General features: G+C 72.5%; 17 protein-coding genes. 12 read left to right on the top strand and 5 right to left on the bottom strand.

The window, feature by feature from the left end; all coding sequences use genetic code 11:
* Positions 1 to 774: 774 nt before the first annotated feature.
* The gene (locus FXF52_RS16685; protein WP_222870551.1) at positions 775 to 1,914 is read right to left on the bottom strand and encodes a low temperature requirement protein A; all 1,140 of its coding nucleotides are present in this window, start codon (positions 1,912 to 1,914) and stop codon (positions 775 to 777) included.
* Between the two features lie 743 nt (positions 1,915 to 2,657).
* Between FXF52_RS16685 and FXF52_RS16675 the strand changes: the two genes are divergently transcribed.
* Both FXF52_RS16675 and FXF52_RS16665 read left to right on the top strand, forming a co-directional pair.
* On the top strand, positions 2,658 to 4,724 hold the full coding sequence (locus FXF52_RS16675) for a UvrD-helicase domain-containing protein (RefSeq protein WP_148797826.1): 2,067 nt from the start codon (positions 2,658 to 2,660) through the stop codon (positions 4,722 to 4,724).
* A 371-nt stretch (positions 4,725 to 5,095) separates the two neighbouring features.
* Entirely contained in the window at positions 5,096 to 5,284 is a 189-nt protein-coding gene (locus tag FXF52_RS16665) for a flp pilus-assembly TadE/G-like family protein (protein ID WP_370517995.1), read from the top strand.
* A 335-nt stretch (positions 5,285 to 5,619) separates the two neighbouring features.
* Here the strand turns inward: FXF52_RS16665 and FXF52_RS16660 are convergent, their stop codons facing one another.
* Together FXF52_RS16660 and FXF52_RS16655 are read right to left on the bottom strand one after the other, a co-directional pair.
* A complete protein-coding gene (locus tag FXF52_RS16660; protein WP_148797824.1) occupies positions 5,620 to 6,198 on the bottom strand; it encodes a hypothetical protein in 579 nt (192 codons plus the stop codon).
* A 102-nt stretch (positions 6,199 to 6,300) separates the two neighbouring features.
* Positions 6,301 to 8,946: a DEAD/DEAH box helicase gene (locus FXF52_RS16655; RefSeq protein WP_370517994.1), complete on the bottom strand. Its 2,646-nt coding sequence runs from the start codon at positions 8,944 to 8,946 to the stop codon at positions 6,301 to 6,303.
* A 129-nt stretch (positions 8,947 to 9,075) separates the two neighbouring features.
* Here FXF52_RS16655 and FXF52_RS16650 point away from each other — a divergent pair, with 129 nt between their 5' ends.
* The 6 genes from FXF52_RS16650 (at position 9,076) to topA (ending at position 16,973) form a co-directional block, all read left to right on the top strand.
* Positions 9,076 to 9,432, top strand: a complete 357-nt coding sequence (locus tag FXF52_RS16650) for an STAS domain-containing protein (RefSeq protein WP_148797823.1) — start codon at positions 9,076 to 9,078, stop codon at positions 9,430 to 9,432.
* Positions 9,429 to 9,869, top strand: coding sequence for an ATP-binding protein (locus FXF52_RS16645; RefSeq protein WP_148797822.1), 441 nt, complete (start codon positions 9,429 to 9,431; stop codon positions 9,867 to 9,869). Before FXF52_RS16650 ends, FXF52_RS16645 begins: the two co-directional genes overlap by 4 nt.
* Before the next feature lie 316 nt (positions 9,870 to 10,185).
* Positions 10,186 to 12,570, top strand: a complete 2,385-nt coding sequence (locus FXF52_RS16640; protein WP_148797821.1) for a sodium-translocating pyrophosphatase — start codon at positions 10,186 to 10,188, stop codon at positions 12,568 to 12,570.
* A gap of 123 nt (positions 12,571 to 12,693) precedes the next feature.
* Entirely contained in the window at positions 12,694 to 13,233 is a 540-nt protein-coding gene (locus FXF52_RS16635) for a hypothetical protein (protein ID WP_148797820.1), read from the top strand.
* Positions 13,224 to 13,835, top strand: a complete 612-nt coding sequence (locus FXF52_RS16630) for a hypothetical protein (protein ID WP_148797819.1) — start codon at positions 13,224 to 13,226, stop codon at positions 13,833 to 13,835. Before FXF52_RS16635 ends, FXF52_RS16630 begins: the two co-directional genes overlap by 10 nt.
* Positions 13,836 to 14,162: 327 nt before the next feature.
* Complete coding sequence (gene topA, locus FXF52_RS16625; protein ID WP_148797818.1) at positions 14,163 to 16,973, top strand: type I DNA topoisomerase; 2,811 nt, start codon at positions 14,163 to 14,165, stop codon at positions 16,971 to 16,973.
* A gap of 80 nt (positions 16,974 to 17,053) precedes the next feature.
* Here the strand turns inward: topA and FXF52_RS16620 are convergent, their stop codons facing one another.
* Positions 17,054 to 18,361: a D-arabinono-1,4-lactone oxidase gene (locus FXF52_RS16620; protein WP_148797817.1), complete on the bottom strand. Its 1,308-nt coding sequence runs from the start codon at positions 18,359 to 18,361 to the stop codon at positions 17,054 to 17,056.
* Positions 18,362 to 18,586: 225 nt separating this feature from the next.
* On the opposite strand from FXF52_RS16620, the gene FXF52_RS16615 reads away from it, so the two are divergent.
* The gene (locus FXF52_RS16615) at positions 18,587 to 19,162 is read left to right on the top strand and encodes a TetR family transcriptional regulator (RefSeq protein ID WP_148797829.1); all 576 of its coding nucleotides are present in this window, start codon (positions 18,587 to 18,589) and stop codon (positions 19,160 to 19,162) included.
* Positions 19,163 to 19,342: 180 nt separating this feature from the next.
* Here the strand turns inward: FXF52_RS16615 and FXF52_RS16610 are convergent, their stop codons facing one another.
* Positions 19,343 to 20,551: an amino acid deaminase/aldolase gene (locus FXF52_RS16610; protein WP_148797816.1), complete on the bottom strand. Its 1,209-nt coding sequence runs from the start codon at positions 20,549 to 20,551 to the stop codon at positions 19,343 to 19,345.
* A 149-nt stretch (positions 20,552 to 20,700) separates the two neighbouring features.
* On the opposite strand from FXF52_RS16610, the gene tmk reads away from it, so the two are divergent.
* The 3 genes from tmk to FXF52_RS16595 all read left to right on the top strand — a co-directional run bounded on the left by tmk (position 20,701) and on the right by FXF52_RS16595 (position 24,728).
* The gene (gene tmk, locus FXF52_RS16605) at positions 20,701 to 22,923 is read left to right on the top strand and encodes a dTMP kinase (RefSeq protein WP_148797815.1); all 2,223 of its coding nucleotides are present in this window, start codon (positions 20,701 to 20,703) and stop codon (positions 22,921 to 22,923) included.
* Positions 22,923 to 24,272: a DNA polymerase III subunit delta' gene (locus FXF52_RS16600; RefSeq protein ID WP_148797814.1), complete on the top strand. Its 1,350-nt coding sequence runs from the start codon at positions 22,923 to 22,925 to the stop codon at positions 24,270 to 24,272. Before tmk ends, FXF52_RS16600 begins: the two co-directional genes overlap by 1 nt.
* 126 nt (positions 24,273 to 24,398) lie before the next feature.
* Positions 24,399 to 24,728 carry a YbaB/EbfC family nucleoid-associated protein gene (locus tag FXF52_RS16595; RefSeq protein WP_148797813.1) on the top strand — a complete coding sequence of 110 codons (330 nt, stop codon included), beginning with the start codon at positions 24,399 to 24,401 and terminating at the stop codon, positions 24,726 to 24,728.

The following is a 24,728-nucleotide window of genomic DNA, read 5'->3' as shown; positions in this document are numbered from 1 at the left end:
TGCGAAACCGGACCGCCCCAAGCCATGATCCGGGAGACACGGCCTAGGTGCAGCTCATGAGCTCCGGTGCAGTCCGCCATCAGGGTTGCCACCTCGGCACCACAGGGGCACACCTTATTCGGCCCGCGCTCACCGTCCAGGCCGCAGCAGCCCGTCCGACGGCTGTAGTCCGGGTGTAGCTGAAGCGACGGCGTGTCGTCCGGGTGAATCACGATGGTGTTACGCGGGCCGGCTGAAACAACGAGGACGTCATCAAGGCGCCATGAACCACCACCTGGCATGGCCGCTGGTTCCTCGTGGACAGGAGGGTTTTGATCCGCTGCGGGCACGAACGGGACACCGAACGGCTCTGGGTCGATGGCGAAGAATCCCCGCGGCATCGTTGAGGGACGCGGACCACGACCTTCTTGTGCTGGCGGGCGAACCAGCTTTCCCGGGGAAAGCGCCAGGTCGGGTGTCAGCACCCTGCCGCAGCGGCCGCAACTGAAGAGGGCCACATGATCAGTGTTCCATGTCCGCAACGCAGCCGACAGGGAATGACACCCGCTTACCGTAGGCGGCAACGCCGACCCGGCTCCTTCAGCGGGGGTCGGCGTGGGCCGCCGGCGGAACGGCTGTCGACAGCAGCGCTGACAGCAACGCCGCCGGACGGCAGCACGCCGACGAGTGCTGGCATGGACGAAGTTCCGAGCGTGCAGCCGTTGCCGGACGCGTGCGGACGCGGCGCGCAGAGCTTGTAAGCGAGATGTCCCCGTTCGATCCGTCGGCGGGGGCTCAACGGACGATGCCCGGCGGGGCAAGCGCCCGCGGGGCCAACCGCCAGGCAACCACGTTGGACAGGGCGATCCCGGCCAGGACCAGTGCGGCGACCATGGCGACCACGACGGGCGGCAGCCTGAGTGCCGCCGGGGCCAGTGCGGCGAGCAGGAGCACCCCGATTGGCCGGGACCAGGAGACGCGGCTGAAGACCACGTAGTCGAGCATGCTCCGCCCGAGCAGAAAGAGCGCAGGGCCACCGAAGATGACTACGACCCAGGTCCACTTGGTATGCCCGGACGGGTGCGTGATGATCAGCGTGTCGCCCACGGCGCTGAGGCTGACGCCGATCACCATGACCAGGTGCGCGTACGCCGCGAGTTCGCCGATGCGGGCAGGGGCCGAGGCCGAGGCGATGGCGGCCTTGAGCAGTGCGCCCGCCCGGTAGTGGTAGAGCTGCCAGAGCAGCACCGTGATGAGAAACGACACCAGCAACGCCACCGTCCGGTCCCGCTGGAAGCCGTACGGGCTGAACTGGATGCCCGACGCCAGAACCGCCTCGCCGAGCGCGATGATGAGCAGTTGGCGGCAGCGCTCGGTCAGGTGCTCCTCCGCGATCGGCTGGCCCCGGAGTCCGGCGCGGCCGAGCCGCGGTGTCGGGAAGTCGAGGATCCCCCCGCCGTAGTCGATGAGAAGCGCCACGGTCCACAGGGCCAACCGCGGGCCGTCCTGGACGAAGGTTCCGGCGATCCAGGGCACCGCCGACATGGCTGCCCAGAAGAGGATCCGGATGTTGACGAGTCGCGGGTAACCGTCCTTGTCGCCGAGTCGCAGGAGCCAGAGTTGGCGGAGCACTTGGAGGGTGACGTAGACCCCCGCGAAGACCACACCGCGCTCGGTGAGAGCCGCTGCGGGCACCGCGGCCGACATCAGCAGGGTGCCGAGCATGGTCACGATGACCATGAGCTGGATGGCTGGTCGGTCCGCGTCGTACCTGTTGGTCGTCCACACCGTCCGGTACCAGAGCCACCACATGGCCAGAATCAGCAGCAGCGTCGTCCAGGTATTCGGCCAAGTGAAATTCTCGACCAGCCGCTCGGAGAACCGGGTGAACGCGAAGACGAACACTACGTCGAAGAACAGCTCCACGAAGCCCACATGCCCTGGACGGTGCTGGCTCCCCGCAGCCTCGGCCGACCCACCCGACCTAGCCATACCGGATCACCGCCTTCCATCCCGGTCCGGACACTATTCTCCGGAATAGTTGTCTGGAGGGCTGTTTGGGCGGAAGATTCGCCTCGCCGCGCAGCGGGCCCCCGGCTAACTGTGGGCAGCCGGCATCGGCAGCAGGAAGGCAGCGCAAACCTCGGCCAGGGCCCGTCCTAGAAGTCAAGGGACGTCGGTTGTCACCTGCTTGCTGGCGTTGGTCGACACGGTCCGGTAACCGCTGGCAGTTTGTGTCCGCATCCCCCCGACGGGGGTCGTCCCTATCTGGGAACGATGCTCCGTAGCAGGTCAGGGGCTATTGCCGTCAGTAGTAGTGACGCATGATCTCGCTGGACCACTCTGGCTGGCGCACCTCGCCGATGGGGCCGAACTCCGCCAGGTGCGGCTCCAGGGGAGGGCCGGATCCGCGAGCAAGGGTCGACGGGACAACCCAGTCGGTGCGCCGTCGGTCGGGCTCCCATCGGACGACCTCGGTGAGGCCCGCCAGGTGCCGGCCGAGCTCTTCATCCGGTCGACCATCGAGCGGGCGGGGGCTTCATCCTCTGCCCTTTCCATCGTACCGGTCGGTCAAGTGGTTCGAATCGTCCTGGATGCCGATTTTGTGCCTCTGACCAGCACATATTCTCGACGAGCCCGCAGGCGGGGCGTGCCCAGGCGACCGGCAAGGGAGCACCGTGTCCGAAGCAGAACAGCAGATCGCCATCGAACAGCAGGTAGTCGACAAGGTCTACGCGCGCCTTGAGGTGATGCGTGAGCAGGCGAAGGAGTTGAAGGAGGAGGGACACAGTCGCGCCACGTCGGGGCCGCTCACCGGCCTGGTCGAGCGCGATGCCATGGTGCTGCGCGCCGCCGCCAGAATGTCCGATCTGGACGGTCAGGAGGAGGGCATCGTCTTCGGTCGGCTGGACTTCGACGACGGCTACACCTATCGTGTCGGCCGCCTCGGCGTGCGCGACGAGGACCGGGAGCCGCTGGTGGTGGACTGGCGTGCGCCGGCGGCCGCGCCGTTCTACCGCGCCACCCCCGGCGAGCCGCTCGGTGTGGAGCGCCGCCGCGTCATCACCTGCGCCGGCCCCAAGGTGATCGGTCTCGACGACGACGTGCTGACCGAGGAGGACATTGAGGGGGTGGTCGGCGAAGGTGCCCTGCTCGCGTCGCTGACCAGGGAACGTGGCGAGCACATGCGCGACATCGTGACCACGATCCAGCGCGAGCAGGACGAGGCGATCCGGGCTCCCGCGCACGGCGTCACCCTCATCACGGGCGGCCCGGGCACCGGCAAGACCCAGGTCGCCCTGCACCGCGCCGCCTACCTGCTTTACTCCGACCGGGGGAAGTTCGCCGATGGCCGCGTCCTGGTGGTCGGCCCGTCGACGGTGTTCACCGAATACATCGGCCGGGTGCTGCCCGGGCTCGGCGAGGGCAGTGTCCACTTGCGAGCGATCGGCGAGCTGTTCGAGGGTGTCGTGGCGACCCGGCGTGACTCCGCCGAGGTGGCCAGGTCCAAGGGTGACCTGAAGATGGTGCGGGTGTTGACCGAGCTGGCCTGGGACACCCCGCCGAACGCGCCGGACCGGCTGAGCACCCTCAACGCCGACGACCTGGCGAAGGCGCGGCTGGAAATCAGGAAGCGCTGCGAGGCCAAGGGCGTCAAGCCCAACGGTGCCCGCGCGGAAGCGGCGAAGGTGCTCTCCGAGCTGCTGAACGGCAGGGAAATCCCGGACGCGTTCCTGAACGCGTGGTGGCCGTCGCTGACCCCGCAGGACGTGCTGCCCGCGCAGGACGGGGAGTGGTCGGTGGACGACGTCCCGTTGCTCGACGAGCTCGCCGAGATCCTGGGGAGACCCGAGAAGGCGACCCCGAAGATGCCCGAGTGGCAGGCGCGCGAGCTGAGCAGTGGTGTCCGCCTGGCGGAGACCTTCGTGCTGAGCTGGAGCCTCAACGACGGTTGGCAACTGTTCGCGCCCGGACTTTCCACGCCGATCGCGCAATCCGGGCAGTCCATCGACCACAACGGCTACTGGGCGGCGCAGCGCTGGGCGTCGGGGATCCTCCTGCGCGAGGGGCACAAGGTGACGAGCTGGATCGACGGCTTCGACCCCTACGGCGAGGAGGGGTACGTGCCGGTGCTGGCCGAGCCGCTGCCCGTCGCCGAGGCCGAGGAACCCGTCGAGGACGTATACCTGCACGTCATCCTCGACGAGGCGCAGGATCTGTCGCCGATGGAGTGCCGGATGATCGCCCGGCGCGCCGCCCACGCCTCGATGACAATCGTGGGCGACCTCGGTCAGGCCACCCACCCACTGGCCGCCGAGTCGTGGTCGGAGCTGGTGCAGCGGCTGGGCAAGCGCGAGGTCAGGACGCTCGACCTGCCCACCGGATACCGGGTACCGCAGGTCATCGCCGACTTCGCCGCGCTCGCCCTGGCACCCGGGATCGAGCCCACCCGCTCCTTCCGGCCCGGCGGCAGGCTGGAGATTCGCCAGGTGGACGACCTGGCCGCGGCGGTGGCCCAGGAGAGCGGCGCGGTCATCGCACCCGACCATCTGGCCGCGTCGTTGAACGCCCTTCCGGTCAGCCAGGTCAAGGGTCTGGAATACGACCGAGTGGTCCTGGTGGAGCCCGCCGACATCGTCGCCGCCGAGCCGCGCGGCATGAACCGGCTCTACGTTGCCCTGACCCGGGCCGTCGCCGAGCTGGTCATCCTGCACACCAAGCCACTGCCCTTCACTCGCCCGTGACTCGCGTTGAGCACCTGCCGATGATCACGCCAGCGCCCGGCGCCCCGGCGTAGCCGAACGAGCCGGCCGCGGTGACCAGCACACTGGCCACCGCGGCGGCACGGGCGCCACCCTTCAGCCGCCCATAGCAGATCCACACGTACGCCGTGGTCTGTCCACAGCGGCCCCGCCATCCACGGTCCACCGCCGAAGCGCATCCTCGCCCGCCGCGCCCCGGCAGCCTTCCCCGCGGCCCGTCCGAGTCCGACCGCTGGAGGCGCCGGCCAGGTGTGGCTGGTTGCCGCGCTCCTGGTCATCGCCGCGGCGGCGGTGGCCTGGCCGGTACGCGCCGGCCGGGCCCGACGGCGCGCCGTCCTCGAGACGGGACGCCCGTGCGGGCTGGGACCCTCGCCCCGAGCGGACGGGCCGAAGAACTGGCCCGGGCCAACGGTGGTCGGCTGGTGGCCTGTCGGCTGGACGGCCTCGACGTGCTCGTCACCACCGAGGTCAAGGTGGCGACGCTGCCGTGGCTGGCCCGCACCGCCACCGCGACATCCCGGGCCGGCCCGGTCCGCGGCTGACGGCGTCCCTCACCGCCTGGTCGGGCGGCTCGCCCGGCAGCCGACGGACGGCCCCAGGACGGGGACGGGACCCGGTCCGGCTGGGCGGTACGGGGGCACACCCGACCGCCCAGCCCGACCCGGCGACCGTTGAGGTAGAAGCCGGCCCGGGCGGACGTCATCCGACTCGTCCTCGCCCTGGTCGCGATCACCGCCGGTCGACGTCGGACAGTCGGGGTGGCCATGCCGGTGCGGAAGCACGCCCGGTCGGCATCGGCGGAGGCGCGGCGCGTGCCCGGAGTGCGGTGACCCGGGCGGCGTGCGGTGGACGAAAGGAACCGGTCCCGCACCCGGCCTCAGCGGGACTGCAGGGCGTCCAGGCCGACCGCCATGGCGATGACCAGCCGCCGGTCGATCTGCGGGTGCTGGATGTCGACGACGTACCGGTCGCGCAGGCCCCACTTCTTGTCGACCGAGAACACCGGCTGGCCGCCGGCGACGAAGTCGAAGTGGTAGGGCAGCCAGGAGAGCGAGTCGACGAACCGGCGCAGCAGCGCCACCGGCAGGCTGCGCTCCTGCCCGGTGATCGGCGGCAGGCCGGCCTGCTCGACGTGCCAGGTGGACCGGAGCAGCGACTGGGCGAAGTCCTTGCGGAACAGTCCGATCGGGGTGCCGGCGTGGTCGGTCACGTCGTACGTGGCGCCGAGGTCGAGGCGCTGACGGGCCTTGAAGCCGAGCAGCGGGTACTGCTTGGAGTCGTCGGTGTAGATGGTCACCTGCTCCTTGAACGCGAGCCGCTTCTGCTGCGCGAACGCGAGCAGTGCGCCCTCCGAGCCGTCCGGCGCCACTGCGTGGACCTCGTACTGGTTGACCATCATCCGGATCCGCTGACGGACGATGAACTGGTGCTGGGTCTGCAAGCTGTCGGGCTGCACACGATCTCCTTCAATGGGGGACGCCGGAGTCTCGCACAGCGCGTCCCTCGTCTCCACACCCCCGACGGGCCCGTCCGACGGCGGCGAGGTGCTCCCGGCCGCTCAGGCGGTTTCCGGAGCGCCGTCCCCCGCGACCGAGCGCTCCGCCGTCCGCTCGTCCTGCCGGGGCACGGCCGCCCCGACTGCGCCCCGAGACCCATCAGCCACCACGCCGGAAAGCGCCGCGCCGGAAGCCGCCGCGCCGGAAGCCGCCGCGTTGGAGGACGCCGCGTTGGCGGACGCCGCGCCGGAAAGCGCCGCGTTGGAGGAGGCCGCTGCGCCGGAGGACGCCGCGCCGGGAGAGCCACTGACCGTCGGCAGGTTGGCGAGCACCACGTCGAGGACCTTGACCGCGTCCGGCTTGGAGAGCGGGTTGTTGCCGTTGCCGCACTTCGGCGACTGGACGCAGGACGGGCACCCCGACTCGCAGCCGCACTCGGCGATCGCGTCGCGGGTGGCGCGCAGCCAGGCCGCCGCCGTCCCGTACGCCCGCTCGGCGAAGCCCGCGCCGCCGGGGTGGCCGTCATAAACGAAGACGGTGGGTGCCTCGGTGTCCGGGTGTACGGCGGTGGAGAGCCCGCCGATGTCCCAGCGGTCGCAGGTCGCCATGAGCGGCAGCAGGCCGATCGCGGCGTGCTCGGCGGCGTGCAGCGCGCCCGGGACGTCGGGGGCCTCGATCCCCGCCGCGGCCAGGGACTCCGGGGAGAGGGTGAACCAGACCGCGACGGTACGCAGCTCGCGGGCCGGCAGGTCCAGCGGCCGGGTGTCGATCACCTCGCCGCTGGCGATCCGCCGCCGCTGGTACGACACCACCTGGCTGGTCACGTCCACCTCGCCGAGGAAGAGCCCGACCGGCCCGGCGTCCACGTACGACCGGACCGACACCACCGACAGCGAGGTGACGTCCCGGGCGTGGGTGGACCAGTCCGGCTCCTCGGCGTGCACCAGCGCGCACCCGTCCGCCAGGTCCAGCGCGTCGACCACGTACGACACGCCCTGGTGCAGGTAGACCGCGCCGGAGTGGAGGAGGAAGTGCGAGGAGCCGCCGTCGACCGTGCCGAGCAGCCGCCCGGTGGACTCCTCGACCACGCAGACCGGCGCGCCGTCCTCGCCGCGCAGGTCCACCTCGGGTCGCTCCCGGTGCCGCCAGTACCAGCCGGTCGGCCGCTGCCGCAGCACCCCCGCGGCCACCAGTTCCTCGACCGCCTCCTTCGCGCCCTCCCCGAAGAGTTCCAGGTCGGCCGGGGTGAGCGGGGCCTCGTGCGCGGCGCAGGCGAGTTGCGGGGCGAGCACGTACGGGTTCGCCGGGTCGAGCACGGTCGCCTCGACGGGCCGCCCGAACAGCGCCTCGGGGTGGTGCACCAGGTAGGTGTCGAGCGGGTCGTCCCGGGCCACCAGCACGGCGAGCGCCTCGTCGCCGGAGCGTCCGGCCCGGCCGGCCTGCTGCCAGAGCGACGCCCGGGTGCCCGGCCAGCCGCAGATCAGCACCGCGTCCAGTCCGACCAGGTCGACGCCGAGTTCGAGGGCGTTAGTGGAGGCGAGCCCGAGCAGGTCGCCGTGCAGCAGCGCGCGTTCCAGCTCGCGCCGCTCCTCGCGCAGGTAGCCGGCCCGGTAGGCGGCCACCCGGTCGCCGAGCCCGGGCACCGCCTCGTCCAGCGCGCGCCGGGCGTTGGCGGCGACCACCTCGGCGCCGCGGCGGGACCGGACGAAGGCGAGGGTGCGTACCCCCTCGACGACGCTGTCGGCGAGCAGGTCGGCGGTCTCCCGCAGGGCCGACCGGCGGACCTGGAGAAGATCGGCGTCGGGAGCGGCGGCCCCGGAAGAGGGCAGCAGCGGCGGCTCCCACAGCGCGAAGGTCACCCCGCCGCGCGGCGAGGTGTCCTCGGTGACGGCCGTGACCGGCAGGCCGGTGAGCCGCTCGGCCGCCGTCGCCGGGTCACCCGACGTCGCCGAGGCCAGCACGAAGACGGGGGTACCCCCGTAGCGCGCGCACTGCCGGCGCAGCCGGCGGAGCACGTGCGCCACGTGTGAGCCGAACACGCCCCGGTAGGTGTGGCACTCGTCCACCACCACGTACGCGAGCCGGCGCAGGAACCCGGACCAGTGGGCGTGGCCGGGCAGGATGCCGTGGTGCAGCATGTCCGGGTTGGTCAGCACGAACCGGGAGTGCCGCCGGATCCAGTCCCGCTCGGCGCGCGGGGTGTCCCCGTCGTAGCAGGCGGGGCGTACCCCCTCCAGCTCCAGCCCGGCGACGGCGCGCAGCTGGTCGGCGGCGAGTGCCTTGGTCGGGGCCAGGTAGAGCACGGTGGCGCGCGGGTCGGCGAGCAGCGTGCTCAGCGCCGGGAGCTGGTACGCCAGCGACTTGCCGGACGCCGTTCCGGTGGCCACCACCACGTGCGTCCCCGCGTACGCCAGCTCGGCGGCCTCGGCCTGGTGCCGCCACGGGGCGACCACGCCGCGTCGGGCGAACGCCGCCCGCAGCTCCTCCGGGGCCCAGGCCGGCCACGGTGCCGGCTGCCCGGCCCGGGCCGGCACCCGCTCGACGTGGGTGACCGGGTCGGCGGAGTGCCGGGCGCGCAGCCGGCGCAGCAGCTCGCCGGGCGGTCGCCCGGGGCCGCTGCTCGCGGACACGGTGGCTGTCGACGGCTTCTGGTCGTGGCGCGGCGGTAGACGCGCCGAGCTGAAGCTGTCGTGGGTCACGTCCTGCACCTTCGGAACACGATCGGGAAATGAAACGCGGGGAGCCTGGGTAAGGGGGTTGAGCCTCGGCCGGTGACCCACCGGGGCTTTTCGGCGGGGATGGTTAGATGCCCAGGAGAGCTTACCGAGGAGGGACCGATGGAGCTGTCGCTGGCGACCCGCACCGTGGGGGAGCACACGGTGCTCGAGGTCGGCGGTGAGGTGGACGTCTACACCGCCCCACGCCTGCGGGAACGGCTCCTCGAACTGATCGACGGCGGTGCCCGCCGGGTAGTGGTCGACCTGGGCCGGGTGGACTTCCTCGACTCGACCGGGCTCGGCGTGCTGGTCGGCGCCCTGAAGCGGCTCCGCTCGGCGGGCGGCTCGTTCGCCCTGGTCTGCGACAAGGAACCGCTGCTCAAGATCTTCCGGATCACCGCGCTGGACCAGGTCTTTCCGCTGCATCCCACGGTCGACGCGGCGATCAGCGCCGATCCGACCGGCGCCGGCGAATGATGGCGACCGTCAAGCTCTCCTTCTCGCCCGCCCCGGTGCACGTGCGCACCGCCCGCCTGGTCGGTGTCGCGGTGGCCCGCCGGGCCGGCGTACGGGAGGACCTGCTCGACGAGGTGCGCCTGGCGATCGGCGAGGCGTGTACCCGGGCGGTCGCCCTGCACCGGCAGTACGGGCTGGCCGATCCGGTGCTGGTGGAGATGTCGGACAGCGGGGCGTACTCGGTCCGGGTGGTGGACCGCGCCCCGATCGAGGCGAGCATCGGGCTGGCCGCGCTGCCCCCGGACGAGCTGGCCAAGGAGTCGCTCAGCGAGGACGCGCTGACCACCGGGGTGGGCTTCGCCCTGCTCGCCGGCTTCGTGGAGGACCTGCAGGTACGCCCGGTCGACGAGGGCGTCGGCACCGAGGTCCGGATGGTCTGGCCGGTCGACCGCTCCTGACCCGCCACCCCCGCAGGCCGCGTTCCCGACCAGGGAACGCGGCCTCGTCGTGCTGACCGCCCTATATATCAGATTTCTTCGCATAGCACAGCGACGAAGATCATCGGGGTGGGGTGCCCCCTCCCTGTGACCCGCAACACGTCGGAGGGCTACAGTACCCGGGTTGTCAGCAAGTGACCCGTCCCGCAGCCAGCGGGAATGGGTGTTCATCGCTGGTCCGCCGGGGTGGGTTGGCGCGCGCTTGCGAGTCCGCATCCAGGCGTCGGTCCGTGCGTCTCCACGAATCGGCGCGAGTGTTCGGTACAGGAGGACATAGATGTCCGGGACCTTGGCCGCCGACGGCGGCGCACTGTCCCTTACCGGAGCCAACGTGACGTACGTCGTCATCGCCGCGGTCATCGCGCTGGTGGCGCTCGTCTTCGCGGCCGCCCTGACCAGGGCGGTGCTGGCAGCCGGTACGGGAACCACCAACATGCAGGAGATCTCCGGGGCGGTGCAGGAGGGCGCGTCCGCGTACCTGCTGCGGCAGTTCCGCACCCTGGCGATCTTCGTGGTGATCGCCGTCGTGCTGCTGTTCCTGCTGCCGGTGCACGACACCGACGGCAACCAGACCCTGGTGAAGATCGGCCGGTCGGCGTTCTTCGTCGTGGGCGCTCTGTTCAGCGCGTTCATCGGCGGCGCCGGCATGTGGCTGGCCACCCGGGCCAACCTGCGGGTCGCCGCGGCCGCGCGGGAGCGCGAAGGCGGGCGCGAGAACGCCATGCGGATCGCCTTCCGCACCGGCGGCGTGGTCGGCTTCCTCACCGTCGGCCTCGGCCTGTTCGGTGCGGCGCTGGTCGTCCTGCTCTACAAGGGCGACGCCCCGACGGTGCTGGAGGGCTTCGGCTTCGGCGCCGCGCTGCTCGCCATGTTCATGCGGGTCGGCGGCGGCATCTTCACCAAGGCCGCCGACGTCGGCGCCGACCTGGTCGGCAAGGTCGAGCAGGGCATCCCCGAGGACGACCCGCGCAACGCCGCGACCATCGCCGACAACGTGGGCGACAACGTGGGTGACTGCGCCGGCATGGCCGCCGACCTCTTCGAGTCGTACGCGGTCACCCTGGTCGCCGCGCTGATTTTGGGCCGGGCCGCGTTCGGCAACGAGGGCCTGGTCCTGCCGCTGATCATCTCCACGATCGGCGTGCTGGTGGCGGTCGTCGGTGTCTTCATCACCCGGCTGCGCGCCTCCGACCGCAACGGGCTGACCGCGATCAACCGGGCCTTCTACCTGTCCGCCCTGGTCTCCGCGGTGCTGGTGGCGATCGCCGTGTTCGGCTACCTGAAGCCGACCTGGGCGGACCTGCTCGGCGACAACTGGCGGGCGACGCTCAACGTCACCGACGGCGAGCCGCCGTTCGGCCCCCGCGGGCTGGCCATCGGCGCGGTGGTGATCGGCATCGTGCTGGCCGCCGCGATCCAGGCGCTCACCGGCTACTTCACCGAGACCAACCGGCGCCCGGTGCAGGACATCGGCAAGAGTTCGCAGACCGGCGCGGCCACCGTCATCCTGGCCGGCATCAGCGTCGGCCTGGAGTCGGCGGTCTACTCGGCGCTGCTGATCGGCGCCGGCGTGTTCGGCGCGTTCCTGCTCGGCGGCAGCTCCATCACCCTGTCGCTGTTCGCGGTCGCGCTGGCCGGCACCGGCCTGCTCACCACCGTCGGCGTGATCGTCGCCATGGACACCTTCGGCCCGATCTCCGACAACGCCCAGGGCGTGGCCGAGATGTCCGGCGACATCGACGAGCACGGCGCGCGGACGCTGACCGAGCTGGACGCGGTCGGCAACACCACCAAGGCGATCACCAAGGGCATCGCGATCGCCACCGCGGTGCTGGCCGCGACCGCGCTGTTCGGCTCGTACACCGACACGCTGAAGACCGCGTTCGGCGACGCGAAGGTGGCGAACGTCGAGGACGCCATCACCAACCTGCTGAACGTGGCGAACCCGCGCAACCTGGTCGGCCTGATCGTCGGCGCGGCGGTGGTCTTCCTCTTCTCCGGCCTGGCCATCAACGCGGTCTCCCGCTCGGCCGGCGCCGTGGTCATGGAGGTACGCCGGCAGTTCCGCGAGCTGCCCGGGATCATGGACCGCACCCAGCGCCCCGAGTACGGCAAGGTGGTCGACATCTGCACCCGGGACGCGCAGCGTGAGCTGATGACCCCCGGCCTGCTGGCGATCATGGCGCCGATTGCGGTCGGCTTCGGTCTTGGCCCGGGCGCGCTGGCGTCGTACCTGGCCGGCGCCATCGGGGCGGGCACGCTGATGGCGGTCTTCCTGGCCAACTCCGGCGGCGCCTGGGACAACGGCAAGAAGCTGGTGGAGGACGGCGCGTACGGCGGCAAGGGCTCCGAGTCGCACGCCGCGACCGTCATCGGCGACACCGTCGGCGACCCGTTCAAGGACACCGCCGGTCCGGCGATCAACCCGCTGATCAAGGTGATGAACCTGGTCTCGCTGCTGATCGCGCCGGCCGTGGTGGCCTGGAGCGTGGGCGAGGACAAGAACACCGCCCTGCGGATCACGATCGCCGTGGTGGCCGCGCTGGTCATCGTGGCGGCCGTGGTGTTCAGCAAGCGCAAGGGCGTCGCCATGGGCGACGACGACCGCGGCGGCGACACCGCGGGCAGCCCCGAGGAGCGGGCGGAACCGGTCCGCGCCTGAGCTGGACGAGTTGGTGCCGGTTTCCCGGTCGGCCTCGCGCCGGCCGGGAACCGGTCCGTCCGGCGGTTCCTGCCCGAAACCTGACCGGTGGCACTTCCACCGGGAGGCCGTACGCTGCTTCGCATGCGTACCCGCGGGGCGGCAACCGCCGGAAAGCTCACGGTGGTCCTGGCCACGCTCAGCCTCGTCGTCGCGGGTTGTGGCGGCCCCAGCCCCCGGGCCTGGGCGGCCTCGGTCTGCCAGGCGCTCACGCCGTGGCGGGCCGAGATCAACAAGCTGACCAGCAGCACCCAGCAGCAGATGACCGCGCAGACCACCCCGGCGCAGGCCAAGGAGAACCTGGTCCGCCTCTTCGCCGGGGCCGAGCAGGCCAGCGAGACCGCCCGACACAAGGTCGAGCAGGCCGGTGTGCCGGAGACCGACCGCGGCGCGGAGATCTCCGCCGGGTTCCGCGCCTCGCTGAGCAAGGTGCGGGACGCGTACGGGCGGGCTCGGGACACCATCGACGGCCTGGACACCGCACAGGCCGGGCCCTTCTACGACGGGGTGCGGGCCGCGGTGGACACGCTCAACAAGGAGTACGACGCGAGCGCGCTGGACACCAGCAAGCTCAACTCGCCAGAGCTCAAAGAGGCCTTCGACGAGGTCCCGGAGTGTCGCTGACGCACCCTTCCTCCGACCCGGTCCGCCAGCCCTCGCTGTTCTCCACCGAGGCGGCGGACCCGTCGCTGGCGGACCTGGCTGGTCTGCTCGCCGGGCCCGGGGAGGTGGTGCGGATGGGCGGCACCGCCCGGGTCGCCGTGGTGGTGGACGCCGCCTGGCGGGTGCACGTGCTGGTGGCCGAGCTGGCCGCCCGGGGGGTGCCGGCGAGCTGGGAACCGACCGAGGACGGGCGGCACCGGGTACGCACCGCGTACGCGACCACGCTTGCCCCGCTCGCCACGGTGTGGCTGCCCGGCACGGCCAAGCGGGCCCCGGCCGGCTTCCACCTCAACGGTCGCCGGCTGCGGCTCTGGCTCGCCGCCGCCGGGGCGGTGGACCCGGCTGGCTGCCAGCTCGGCCTGGGCCCGGCCGACGAGGAGTGCTGGCCGCGGGTACGCGCCGCGCTGGCCGCGGTGGGGCTGCCGGCGGCGTTCGTGGAGCCGGCCGACGGCGGGCCCGCGTACCGGATCACCGGCCGGCGGCGGCTGGCCCGGCTGGCCGAGCTGGTGGGTGACCGGCCACCGGCGGCGCCGGCGGGCGGATGGCCGGGCGCCGGGGGCTGAACCAGCGGCGCGCAACCCCGCCGCCTGTCCGATCCCGGACACCTCCGCGCGGTCGTTCGTCCAGGAAAAACGGAGGGTGCCTGCTCCGCCGTGGGTGCGTGATCGTCACAGTGTCCCGCTCGACGCCCTACGCGCGGTGTACGGTGGCGCCGTCCGGCGGGTGCCGCCGCGCGAACCGGCCGGTGGGTCGCCCGAACTGAGGGTTTGCCGCCCACGAAACCCGGAACGCGGACGGCGCGTTACGTTGGACATCCGGACCGCCGGTGGTCCGCGTGGTGCAACACGGCCCGAAACGGGCATAGAGCAGGAGTGAGGTCGGAGAGAGACGTGCCGAGCAACGCTGGAACCACCCGTCTGGTCATCGTCGAGTCACCGGCGAAGGCCAAGACGATCTCGGGCTACCTCGGCCCGGGGTACGTCGTGGAGGCCAGCTTCGGCCACGTTCGGGACCTGCCCCGCAACGCCGCCGACGTGCCGGCCAAGTACAAGGGCGAGCCGTGGGCACGGCTCGGCGTGGACGTCGACAACGGGTTCCACGCGCTCTACGTGGTCTCGCCGGACCGTAAGCAGCAGATCAGCAAGCTGACCAAGCTGGCCAAGGAGGTCGACGAGATCTTCCTGGCGACGGACGAGGACCGCGAGGGCGAGGCGATCGCCTGGCACCTGGTGGAGACGCTCAAGCCCAAGGTCCCGGTCAAGCGGATGGTCTTCCACGAGATCACCAAGCCGGCCATCCAGGCCGCGGTGGCCAACCCCCGCGAGATCGACCGCGACCTGGTCGACGCGCAGGAGGCCCGGCGCATCCTCGACCGGCTGTACGGCTACGAGGTCTCCCCGGTGCTGTGGAAGAAGGTCATGCCGAAGCTCTCGGCGGGCCGGGTGCAGTCCGTGGCGACCCGGATCGTGGTCGAGCGGGAGCGGCAGCGGATGGCCTTCCGCACGGCCGAATACTGGGACATCCTGGCCACCCTCGCGGTGGCGAAGCCCGGCGAGGGGCCGCGGGCGTTCAACGCCACCCTGGTCGCGCTGAACGGCGACCGGATCGCCACCGGCAAGGACTTCGAGCCGACCACGGGTCGGGTGAAGCCGGGCGCCGGCGTGGTCCACCTGGACGAGGGTGGGGCCCGCGGGCTGGCGGCCCGCCTGGAGGGGCGGCCGTTCACCGTCACCCGGGTCGAGGAGAAGCCCTACCGCCGCCGCCCGTACGCGCCGTTCATCACCTCCACCCTCCAGCAGGAGGCGGCCCGCAAGCTGCGGTTCTCGTCGCAGCAGACGATGCGCACCGCGCAGCGGCTGTACGAGAACGGCTACATCACCTACATGCGTACCGACTCGGTGAACCTGTCCGAGACCGCCATCGCGGCGGCCCGCCGGCAGATCGTCGAGCTGTACGGCGAGCGCAGCGTGCCGCCGGAGCCGCGCCGCTACACCGGCAAGGTGAAGAACGCGCAAGAGGCGCACGAGGCGATCCGCCCGGCGGGGGACAACTTCCGCACCCCGGGCGAGGTGGCCAAGGAGCTGTCCGCCGAGGAGTTCAAGCTCTACGAGCTGATCTGGCGGCGCACCATCGCCTCGCAGATGACCGACGCGGTCGGCTCCAGCGTCTCGGTGCGCATCCGCGCCGTCTCCTCGGCGCAGGAGGAAGCCGACTTCGGCGCGACCGGCAAGACGATCACCGACCCCGGCTTCCTGCGCGCGTACGTCGAGTCGAGCGACGACGAGAACGCCGAGGCCGAGGACGCCGAGCGGCGGCTGCCCACCCTGGTCAAGGACCAGCCGCTGACCGCCGAGGAGCTGGCCGCGCAGGGCCACCACACCCAGCCGCCCGCCCGCTACACCGAGGCATCGCTGGTCAAGGCCCTAGAGGAGCTGGGCATCGGCCGCCCGTCGACGTACGCGTCGATCATGCAGACCATCCAGGACCGGGGGTACGTCTCCAAGCGCGGCCAGGCGATGATCCCGTCGTTCCTGGCGTTCGCGGTGATCGGGCTGATGGAGCGGCACTACCCGCGCCTGATCGACTACGACTTCACCGCCAGCATGGAGAACGAGCTGGACGAGATCGCCGGCGGTGACCACGCCGCGGTCGACTTCCTCACCGCGTTCTACTTCGGCAGCGCCAACGGCGCCGGCGACCGGGACATCGCCCACGCCGGTGGCCTCAAAAAGCTGGTGACGGAGAACCTCAGCGAGATCGACGCGCGCAGCGTCAACTCCATCCCGCTCTTCACCGACGAGGAGGGGCGCGAGGTCGTCGTCCGGGTCGGCCGGTACGGGCCGTACCTCCAGCGGGCCCTGCCGGGCGAGCAGCCCGCACCGACCGGTGAGGGCGAGGAGGGCGCTGCCCAGGGCGACCGGGCACCGATCCCCGAGGGGCTGGCGCCGGACGAGTTGACACCGGAGAAGGTGCACGAGCTGTTCCTCGGCGGCGGGGGCGAACGCAAGCTCGGCGACGACCCGGCCACCGGCGAGCCGATCGTGCTGAAGTCCGGCCGGTTCGGCCCGTACGTGGCCAGCGGCGAGCGGAAGTCCTCGCTGCTGCGGTCGCAGTCGCCGGAGACGCTCACCTTCGACGAGGCGCTGAAGCTGCTCAGCCTGCCCCGGCTCGTCGGGGTCGCCCCGGACGGGGTCGAGGTGTTCGCCAACAACGGCCGCTACGGCCCGTACGTCAAGCGCGGTGACGAGTTCCGCTCGCTGGACTCGGAAGAGAAGATGTTCACCGTCACGCTGGACGAGGCGCTGGCGCTGCTGGCCGCCCCGAAGACCCGCCAGCGCCGGGCCGCCGCGCCGCCGCTGCGGGAGATGGGCGGCGACCCGCTCACCGAGAAGCCGCTGGTGATCAAGGACGGGCGGTTCGGGCCGTACGTCACCGACGGGGAGACCAACGCGTCGCTGCGGCGCGGGCAGACCCCGGAGGCGCTGACCCTGGAGGAGGCCTCCGAGATGCTCGCCGAGAAGCGGGCGAAGGGTCCGGCGCCGAAGAAGAAGGCGGCGGCGAAGAAGGCGGCTCCGGCGAAGAAGGCGGCGGCGAAGAAGACCGCCGCCGCCAAGTCCACGACCGCCAAGAAGACGACGACCGCCAAGGCCACCCCAGCCAAGAAGGCCGCCCCCAAGAAGGCACCCACCTCCCCGGAGTGACAGCTTCGCCCTGAGGAGATCTTGGAAGGTTCTGGCCCCTCCCGGGGCTATTTCCTTCCAAGATCTGCTGGGAGGTGCGGTCAGCTGCCGAGGACCTGGTTCAGGTAGGGGTTGGTGAATACGCGGTGGGGGTCGAGGCGGTCGCGGACCGCCAGGAAGTCGGCGAAGCGGGGGTAGGCCGGGGCGAGTGAGCCGGCGTCCCGGTAGTGCAGCTTGCCCCAGTGCGGCCGCCCGCCCAGCTCGGTGGCCGCCTCCTCGAACGCGCGGAAGTACGGCTCGAAGGGCATGCCCACGTACTGGTGGATGGCGACGTACGCGGAGTCCCGCCCGTATCCGTGGGAGAGCCAGATGTCGTCGGCGGCGGTGAACCGCACCTCGACCGGAAAGAGCACCTTGAACGGCAGGTTGTCGACGATGCGCCGCAGCGAGTCCAGCGCGGCCGGTAGGACGGCGCGGGGCAGGGCGTACTCCATCTCCACGAAGCGGACCCGGCGTGGCGTGCAGAAGACCCGGTCGGAGCGGCCGGTGTAGGTGCGCTCGGTGAGCGCCCGGGCGGAGACGGCGCTGATCCCGGGGGCGAGCGCCGGCACGGCGCGGCCCAGCCGGCAGGCCCCCGCGAAGACGGTGTTGGCCAGGAACTCGTCGTCCAGCCAGCCGCGCCAGCGGGGCAGCGGCCGGTCGTCGGCGGGCACCCGGTCGTTGGTCTTGACCTGCACCCGGGTGGTGTACGGGAACCAGTAGAACTCGATGTGGTCGTGCTGCTCGACGAGCCCGGGCAGGTCGGCCAGCACCGCGGACAGCGCCGCCGGTCGCTCGTGTGCGCGGAGCACGAAGGCGTCGACGCAGCGCAGGGTGACCTCGACCAGTACCCCGACCGCGCCGAGCCCGACCCGGGCGGCGGCGAAGACGTCGGGGTGCTCGTCGGCGGAGCAGCGCAGCACCTCGCCGGTGCCGGTGACCAGGGTCAGCCCGGTGACGAAGGTGGACAGGCAGCCGAGCTTCCCGCCGGTGCCGTGGGTGCCGGTGGAGAGCGCCCCGGCCACGGTCTGCGCGTCGATGTCGCCGAGGTTGGGCAGTGCCAATCCGTGCGTGGCGAGCACGTCGTTGAGCGTGTGCAGAGTCATCCCGGCCGGTACGGTGACCAGTCGGCGGGTGGTGTCGACGCTGACGCCGGTGTCCAGTTCGGTCAGGTCGAGCCGGTGCCCGTCGGTGCAGGCCGTCCCGGTGAACGAGTGACCGCTGCCCACCGCCCGGATCGTCCGGCCGGTGTCGGCGGCGGCGCGGATCGCCGCGGCGACCTCGTCGACGGTCCGGGGACGCGCCACGAGAGTGGCGGTGCTGCGCTGGTTGCCGGCCCAGTTGGACCAGGCGGCTGGCGTACCGGCCATGGACGCTCCTCGACATGAAAATGAACTGAATTCATATCAGGAACGTTGTGCCTGGTAAATACCGCAATCGGGGCACGCTCGTTGTACCGGTAGTCACGGTCCAGTGACGTGCAGATATGTTCATCCGTCGAAGGGGGGTGGCGCCGAGTGTCCACACCAGCCGCCACGACCGGGCCGCTGCGTCGGGTACCGGTGCAGGGTCGAAGTGTCGCGCGGGTCCAGCGGATGCTGGATGCCTGTGCCGAGCTCGTCGACGAGGTGGGGTACGAGGGGTTGACCACGACTCTGCTCGCCGAGCGCGCCGAGGTGGCGATCGGGTCGGTCTACCAGTTCTTCCCGGACAAGCGGGCGATCGTGCAGGCGTTGACCCTGCGCACGATGGAGTCCTATCTCCAGCGGCTCGACGAGCGGTTCGCCTCCGACGACCTGACCCACTGGTGGGACGGCGTCGACGCGGCGATCGACGAGTACATCTCGATGCACCGCACGGTCCCGGGGTTCCGTACCCTGCACTTCGGCGACGTGGTCGACCTGCACCTGCTCGATGAGCAGCGGGACAACAACGGCGTGATCGCCGACCAGCTCGCCCGCGTGCTCACCGAGCGGTTCGGCCTGGCCGCCGTGCCCGACCTCCGGTTCCATCTGGAGATCGCGGTCGAGGCCGCCGACGCCCTGATCAAGCTGGCGTTCCGGCGCCGGCCGGAGGGCGACGAGCGGGTGATGTCGGAGGCGAAGGCGCTGATCCGCGAGTACCTGCATCGGCAGGTCAACGCCCGGACCGAGGTCGCCCAGCAGAGTTGAGCGGACGCCGCCGGCCCTGGCCGGCGGCACAACGGGAAACGCCCGGGGTGCGACCGGGATGGAAAGACGCTCGGGGTGCGACCGGGCGGCAAGACGGGAAGACGCCCGGGGTGCGACCGGGCGGCAAGACGTACGGCGGGCGCCCGAGGTGCGCCGGGGCCCGCCGTCACCCGGCCGGGCCTACAGGAACGCCCGGCCCTCACCCCGGTAGGTGGGCACGGTGGCGACCACGGAGTCGCCGTCCACCAGGTGCAGTTCGTTGACGTGCTCGCACAGCTCGCCGGCCTTGGCGTGACGGAACCAGACCCGGTCGCCGACCCGCAGGGCCGTCGCGGCCGCGCCCGCCACCGGGGTCTGCACCTCACCCGCGCCTTCGGCGCCGAGGAGCCGCAGCCCGGCCGGCAACCAGGGCCGGGGGAGCCGGCTGTCGGCGGCCGGGCCCGAGGCGATCCAGCCGCCGCCGAGCACGGTGGCCAGCCCGGGCGCCGGCCGGCGGACCACCGCGCAGGCGAAGAACGCCGCGGGGGTCGGGCGCCAGGCACGGTACGCGTCGAACAGCGTCGGCCCGTACAGGCCCGATCCCGCGGTGACCTCGGTGACCGCGGGATCCGCGCTGGTGGCGGCCACGCTACCGGTGCCGCCGCCGTTGACGAACTCGAGGTCGGCCTGCTCGCGTACCGCGGCGACCGCCGCCGCCCGGCGGGCCAGCAGTTCCCGGTATGACCCGCGCTGGGCGACTCGGATCGCGGTACCCAGCACCGCCTGCCCGGGCGGGGCGTCGCCGAGTCCGGCGATCTGCGCCTCGTACGACATCAGGCCGACCAGCCGGAAGCCCGGCCGCCCGGCGACGGCGGCGGCGAGCGCGCCGGCCGCCCGGGCGCTGTGCACCGGGGAGCGTCGGACGCCGACGTGCACCCGCCCGCCGAGCGGTCGCCAGGAGGCGTCCAGGTCGAGGCAGACCCGCAGCGGCGGCCGGCGGCCGGGCGGGCACACCTCGTCGACCAGGTCGAGTTGGCCGCTGTCGTCGACCATCAGCGTCACCGCGTCGGCGAGCACCGGGTCGGCGGCCAGCTCGGCGAGCGCGCCGCGGTCGGCGGTCGGGTACGCCACCAGCACGTCGTCGCTGACCCCGGCGCGGGCCAGCCAGATCGCCTCGGGCAGGGTGAACGACATCACGCCGCGCCAGCCGGGGCGCCCCAGCACCCGGCTGAGCAGGTCCCGGGTGCGGACCGACTTGCTGGCCACCCGGACCGGTTTGCCGACGGCCCGGCGGGCGAGCGCGTCCGCGTTGGCGTCGAAGGCGGCGAGGTCGACCACCGCGTACGGCGGGTCGAGGTGGGCGGTCGCCCGGTCGAGGCGATCGCGAAGTCTGTCACTGTCGGTGGCCACGGCTGCACGCTAACTGTCTGGGCGTCAATGCGAAATACCCTCGCGTATGTCCGGGCTGCGGGCGATGGCGCCCGCGGCCTAGGCTCGGCGAGCAGGCGAATGTCGCGGAGGGGGCGCTTCGTCGCCGCGACTAGAGTGTTGCACCGGGGATGCCCAACTCTGGGCCGGCACGTGGAGGTACGGCCATCGAAAGCCAGAAGAACGGCGAGTCGCCCGGCGTGTCGTCGCCCGCCGCGCAGGCCGACCTGTCCGCGGCGGCCGCCATCCGCTCGGTGCTGCGCATCCGGCCGTTCCGCCGGCTCTGGATCGTGCTCGGCGTCGCCTCCTTCGGCGACTGGCTCGGCCTGCTCGCCACCTCGGTCTTCGCCGCCGCCCAGGTCTCCGGCGACACCGCCAAGGGTGCGGCGTTCGGCACGCTGATCGCGATCCGGCTGCTGCCCGCCCTGCTGCTCGGCCCGGTGGCCGGCGTCTTCGCCGACCGGTTCGACCGGCGCTGGACCATGGTCATCTGTGACCTCCTGCGCTTCGTGCTCTTCGCGTCGATCCCGCTCTACGCGCTGACCGGCGCCAGCGGCGCCCTGGTGGTCACCTGGGCGGCGATCGCCACCTTCCTGATCGAGACGATCACCCTGATGTGGATCCCGGCCAAGGAGGCCGCGGTCCCCAACCTGATCCCGCGCGCCCGGCTGGAGACCGCCAACCAGCTCACCCTGATCACCACGTACGGCATCACTCCGATCGCCGCCGCCGTCGTCGCCGCGGTGCTCGACCGCAGCGTGCGCGGGCTGGTCGGGGGCGACCTGCCGAGCTGGGCCGAACCGGCCCAGCTCGCGCTCTGGGTCAACTCGCTGTCCCGGCTCGCCACCGCGCTGGTCGTGGTCTTCGGGATCAGGGAGATCAGCCGGACCCGCACCGGCGAGCGCGAGCCCACCGAGCAGAGCATGCTGCGCCAGTTCGCCGAGGGCTGGCGGTTCATCGGCCAGACCCCGCTGGTCCGCGGCCTGGTGCTCGGCATCTTCGGCGCGTTCGCCGGCGGCGGCATCGTGGTCGGCACCGCCAAGTTCTTCGCCGCGTCGCTGGGCGCCGGTGATGCCGCGTTCTTCCTGCTCTTCGGCGCGATCTTCATCGGCTTGGCGATCGGCATCGGGGCCGGCCCGATGATCGTCCGGGACATGTCCCGGCGCCGCTGGTTCGGCATGAGCATCGTGCTGGCCAGCGCGTCCGTGCTGGTGCTCGCGTTCGCCATCCACCTGTCGATGGCGATGCTCGGCGCGATCTTGGTCGGGGCGGGCGCCGGCATGGCCTTCCTGGCCGGCACCACCCTGCTCGGCGGCGAGGTCGCCGACGAGGTACGCGGCCGGGTCTTCGCGGTGGTGCAGATCGGCACCCGGCTGGTGCTGATCCTGGCCATCGCGCTGAGCAGCCTCCTGGTCGGCGTCGGTGGCTCGCGCCGGCTGGCCATCGCCGACCTGGGCATCTCGGTCTCCTCGACCCGCCTGCTGCTGCTCGTCGCGGGCGTCGCCGGCATCTTCGCCGGGATCAGCGCGTTCGGCCAGATGGACGACAAGAAGGGCGTACCGGTCCTGGCCGATCTGTGGGGCTCGATCCGGGGCCGCCCGCTGATGCCCGCCGAGCCCTTCGTCTCCAGCGGCCTGTTTGTGGTCTTCGAAGGGGGCGAGGGCGCCGGCAAGTCCACGCAGCTCGCCGCGCTCGCCGAACGGCTGCGCGGCCAGGGGCGGGACGTCGTGGTCACCCGGGAGCCGGGGGCGACGGCCGTCGGCGAGCGGATCCGCTCGCTGGTGCTGGAGACCGCCGGCGCCGAGGCCCCGTCGCCGCGCGCCGAGGCGCTGCTCTACGCCGCCGACCGGGCGCACCACGTCGCCACCGTGGTCCGGCCGGCGCTGGCCCGGGGCGCGGTGGTGATCAGCGACCGGTACGTCGACTCGTCCCTGGCCTACCAGGGTGCCGGCCGTACGCTGCCGGCGCAGGAGGTCTCCTGGCTCTCCTCGTGGGCCACCGGCGGGCTCAAGCCCGACCTGGTGGTGCTGCTCGACGTCGACCCGCACACCGGCCTGTCCCGGGTGGGTTCCCGCAGCCAGGGCGCCGACCGGCTGGAGGCCGAGTCGATCGCGTTCCACGAGCGGGTCCGGTACGCCTTCCTCGACCTGGCCGCCGCCGACCCCAAGCGCTACCTCGTGCTCGACGCCTCCGGACCGGTCGAGGAGATCGCCGCGGCGGTCGCCCGGCGGGTGGAGGAGGTGCTGGGCAACCCGGCCGGCATCGTGCACCCCCGCCCGGCCCAGGGCCCGGACACCACGGTCCAGCCCGAGTTATCCGACGCTGAGCTGGTGACCACGGAGCGCCCCACCTGATGGCGGACGTCTTCGCCGACCTGGTCGGGCAGGACGAGGCCGTGGCGACGCTGCGCCGCGCCGCCGCCTCGGCCGCCGCCCTGCTGCGCGCCGCCGCCGTGACCGCGACCCGCCCCGCCGGGGTGGCGACCGGGCCGGACGACCACGACGAACTCGACGCGCTCGCCGAGGAGTTCGACACCGAGCCGACCCCGGGCGGGGCGGCCGCCGACCCGGCGGGCGGAGCGGGTGCGGCGGCCACGACGGCGGCCGGCGGCGATCCCGGGGCGGGGATGACCCACGCCTGGATCTTCACCGGCCCGCCCGGCTCGGGGCGGTCGGTGGCCGCGCGGGCCTTCGCCGCTGCGTTGCAGTGCGTGCATGGCACCGGCTGCGGTGCGTGCCCCGGCTGCCACACCACCCTGGCCGGCACCCACGCGGACGTCCGGCTGGTGGTGCCCGAGGGCCTGTCCATCGGCGTCGGCGAGATGCGCGCCCTGGTGCTCCGGGCGGCCAGCACCCCGTCCGGCGGGCGGTGGCAGATCGTCATCATCGAGGACGCCGACCGGCTCACCGAGGCGGCCGGCAACGCGCTGCTCAAGGCGATCGAGGAGCCGCCGCCACGTACCGTGTTCCTGCTCTGCGCCCCGTCCACCCACCCGGACGACATCTCGGTGACCATCCGGTCGCGGTGCCGGGTCGTACCGCTGCGCCAGCCGCCGGCCGGCGCGGTGGCCGAGGTACTCGTCCGCCGGGATGGCATCGCGCCCGACGTGGCCGAATGGGCCGCGGCGGCCGCGCAGGGGCACGTGGGCCGGGCCCGGCGGCTGGCCCGCGACCCGGAGGCCCGGCAGCGCCGGGACGCGGTGCTGGCCGTGCCGCGCCGGCTGACCGGGGTGGGCGCGGCGTTCGACGCCGCGTCCGCGCTGATCGAGGCGGCCGAGGCGGAGGCCGCGGCGGCGGTCGCCGAGATCGACGAGGCGGAACGGGCCGCGTTGCAGACCGCGCTCGGCGCGGGCGGCACCGGCCGGGGCGCGGCGGGGGCCATGCGGGGCGCCGCCGGCCAGCTCAAGGACCTGGAGAAGCGACAGAAGTCGCGGGCCACCAGAGCCCAGCGCGACGCGCTCGACCGGGCCCTGGTGGACCTGGCCGGCTTCTACCGGGACGCGCTCACCGTGGCGCTGCGGGCGCCGGTCGCCCCGGTGCACACCGACACCGCCGCGCTGGCCGAGGCCGGCGCGCAGAAATGGGACGCCGAGGGGGCGCTGCGCCGGCTGGAGGCCGTGCTGGAGTGCCGGGCGGCGATCGAGGCGAACGTCAAGCCGCGGATCGCGGTGGAGGCGATGATGCTCGCGCTCTGGAAGGGCTGAGGGCCAGGCGGATCCCGGCGTTGTCCACAGGGCATCGACATGCTCGATTGACGTGCGGTACGGTCCGGTGTGCCGTAGTGACGGTGGCGGCACGCTCAGTGAGGGCCGGCCGGGAGGAGTCCACCGATGCCACGGGGCGAGATCGACGAGGCCTGGATCGAGGAGGCGGTCCGGCGCTACCGGCGCATCGAGGCCCTGCAGGCCGAGTTCGACCAGGCGGTGTCGACGGTCGAGGTCACCGTCCGCTCGCCCGACGGGCTGGTCGAGGTGGTGGTGACCGCCGGTGGGCGGATCACCGACGTGCGCTTCCTCGGCCCGCTGCACCAGCGCAACCCCCGGGACGTCGCCGGTTCGGTGCAGGCCGCGGTCACCGCCGCCGCCGACGCTGCGCAGTGGGCCCGGGAGAAGCTGCACAACGAGACCTTCGCGGCGTACCGGCCGCTGGCGGGAGCCTGA

Source organism: Micromonospora sp. MP36, assembly GCF_008119785.1.
Taxonomy (GTDB): Bacteria; Actinomycetota; Actinomycetes; order Mycobacteriales; family Micromonosporaceae; genus Micromonospora.
Note: the sequence above shows the minus strand (reverse complement) of the source record. Positions and strands in the feature narration are given on the sequence as shown.

Bases quoted from the DNA above. Each gene is read 5' to 3' on its own strand.
- FXF52_RS16650 (WP_148797823.1), top strand. From the start codon at position 9,076: ATGGAGCTGTCGCTGGCGACCCGCACCGTGGGGGAGCACACGGTGCTC.
- FXF52_RS16645 (WP_148797822.1), top strand. From the start codon at position 9,429: ATGATGGCGACCGTCAAGCTCTCCTTCTCGCCCGCCCCGGTGCACGTG.
- FXF52_RS16640 (WP_148797821.1), top strand. From the start codon at position 10,186: ATGTCCGGGACCTTGGCCGCCGACGGCGGCGCACTGTCCCTTACCGGA.
- FXF52_RS16635 (WP_148797820.1), top strand. From the start codon at position 12,694: ATGCGTACCCGCGGGGCGGCAACCGCCGGAAAGCTCACGGTGGTCCTG.
- FXF52_RS16620 (WP_148797817.1), bottom strand. From the start codon at position 18,361: ATGGCCGGTACGCCAGCCGCCTGGTCCAACTGGGCCGGCAACCAGCGC.
- FXF52_RS16615 (WP_148797829.1), top strand. From the start codon at position 18,587: ATGCTGGATGCCTGTGCCGAGCTCGTCGACGAGGTGGGGTACGAGGGG.
- tmk (WP_148797815.1), top strand. From the start codon at position 20,701: ATGCCCAACTCTGGGCCGGCACGTGGAGGTACGGCCATCGAAAGCCAG.
- FXF52_RS16600 (WP_148797814.1), top strand. From the start codon at position 22,923: ATGGCGGACGTCTTCGCCGACCTGGTCGGGCAGGACGAGGCCGTGGCG.
- FXF52_RS16595 (WP_148797813.1), top strand. From the start codon at position 24,399: ATGCCACGGGGCGAGATCGACGAGGCCTGGATCGAGGAGGCGGTCCGG.